A 1,941-nucleotide genomic window follows, 5' to 3' on the forward strand; every position below is an offset into this window, starting at 1 on the left:
GGCCGGCTGACGCTCGCGAAGATGCGTGAGCCGCTGGACATCGTGTGGTCGCGTCCGCTGCCCGAGGGTGCAGCTCCGTCGACGGTGACCGTCTCGCAGGACGTGGAGCAGCGAGTAGGCGTAGAGAGTGGCGGCGTCGAAGCACTCCGGACTGCGGCCCCATCCCTCCCAGTCCACAGGCGTAGCGGTTCGGTGAGGTTCGCCCAGTGCACATCCGCATGGGCTGTTGTCCAGCAGGAGACGGCCGGGGCGGGGATGCCCACGAACTCGGGGATGGCCCGGTCCATGTACTGCTGCCGTACGGCGACGCGGTCGGTATCGACGGCCGCCACCTTCTCCAGCGTCCCGGCAAGGTCGGTCCCCCAGGAGTCCGGCAGCTGAAGGTCGTGCTGGAGGATCGGGTCGTCGGACAGGACGGGCTGGTCGACGCACTCCGACAGCTCTACGCGGTAGGCGGTGGCGTCGCCGACGGCCTCGTACATGCCCAGCAGCGCGGGCCTGCGCCCGTCGAGGTCGCCGAAGGCTCCTTGCGCGTCGGTGGCACCGTTCCACAGCTTCCCCGACGCCTTGTCCGCCGGGGCGGACACCAATCGCAGCCAGGCAGGCGTACCGACGGCGTTGCGGGCCGGGGCACCCAGAGTGCGCCCGGCCCACCCCCAGAACTCTCCGCCCGGCTCGACTTGTACGCCCAGGGCCTTGGCGGCGCGGGCGTGGTGGGGCGCATGCGCTGTTCGGTGTCCGGGTCAGGAGGAGGCGAGTACATCGTGATCCCCGCAATCGGGCTGTATCAGGAGGGATGTTGGGCGACCATCGCCGTGAGGACCGCAGGACCGCTCAGTTCAGACCCAGCGGTAGTTCTGGTCGGTGACGGCCGGGAGCTCGGCGTTGGCGACTTGGGCGCGGGGGGAGGGCAGGGCGGCCAGGGCGGTGCCGATGGGCGGGAAGAGCGGCAGGTCGGCGGTCTTGCGGTAGTCGATCCACTCGATGATGCCGACCTCGTGGGAGCCGTCGGCGAGTTCGTCGAGTCGTGGTAGCGGTAGAGCAGGTGCAGTTTGCGGGGCGGGGGCGTGGGGCCGGGGCGGGAGACGCGCTGGTCGACGACCCACAGCAGTTCGCCGCTTTCGGCCTGGCCGACGTCGAGGCGGAGTTCCTCGGCGAGCTCCCTACGCAGGGCATCGCGCAGCGGCTCGGGCCCTTCCACGTTTCCGCCGATGGTCGTGTAGTGCACCGAGACGGCGCGGTCGCGGCGGATGAGGGCGACGTCGTCGCCGCAGAACACCAGCGCGCTACTGCGGATCTTGAGCCGGGTGAACGGTGCCTCCGGGGCGGGGTCGTCGGTCATGGCGGCCAGTATCGCGACCGCGCTGACGGCTCCGGGGCGGGTTTGCACAGGTTCACCCGCCCCACACGGAAGGGCGGCCAGGCGGCGCCCCCGGGCAGCAGGTGCGCGGGCCCTCTGCCCGGGGAGTGCAATGGAAGCGCGCCCTGCCCCGTCGGGGCGACGGAAGGGTGACGCTCTGCTAGATTGGTCTATACCACATGCCCTTCGGGTTCCAGTTGAGTCCCCTGAGTCCCTCTCCAGATCGGCAGGCCCAGCGTGGAAGTTGTCATCGTCCCGGACGCCAAGGCAGGCGGCGAGCTGATCGCCGAGGCCATGGCGGAACTGCTCAGGCGCAAGCCCGACGCCCTGCTCGGCGTGGCCACCGGCTCGACGCCGCTGCCCATCTACGAGGCGCTGGCGACCCGGGTGGGTTCCGGTGCCGTGGACGCCTCGGGGGCGCGCATCGCGCAGCTCGACGAGTACGTGGGGCTGCCGGCCGAGCACCCCGAGTCCTACCGCTCCGTGCTGCGCCGTGAGGTGCTGGAACCGCTGGGCCTCGGCATGGACGCGTTCATGGGGCCCGACGGCACCGCGACGGACGTCCAGGCCGCGTGCGAGGC

The 1,941-nt window shown here is 71.1% G+C and carries 2 protein-coding genes and 1 pseudogene; 2 read left to right on the top strand and 1 reads right to left on the bottom strand.

All coding sequences use genetic code 11. The features are described 5' to 3' along the window. A pseudogene (locus ACFWBT_RS42765) lies at positions 1 to 114 on the top strand (RNA-guided endonuclease TnpB family protein); the annotation flags it as partial. 673 nt (positions 115 to 787) lie between these two features. Here ACFWBT_RS42765 and ACFWBT_RS42770 read toward each other — a convergent pair. Then, entirely contained in the window at positions 788 to 1,342 is a 555-nt protein-coding gene (locus ACFWBT_RS42770) for an NUDIX domain-containing protein (RefSeq protein WP_385710187.1), read from the bottom strand. 255 nt (positions 1,343 to 1,597) lie between these two features. Here ACFWBT_RS42770 and ACFWBT_RS42775 point away from each other — a divergent pair. Further along, positions 1,598 to 1,941 (top strand): 6-phosphogluconolactonase (locus ACFWBT_RS42775; RefSeq protein ID WP_385710190.1); only part of this gene is annotated, 344 nt, incomplete at its 3' end.

It is taken from the genome of Streptomyces sp. NPDC060027 (assembly GCF_042737005.1).
Taxonomy (GTDB): domain Bacteria; phylum Actinomycetota; class Actinomycetes; order Streptomycetales; family Streptomycetaceae; genus Streptomyces.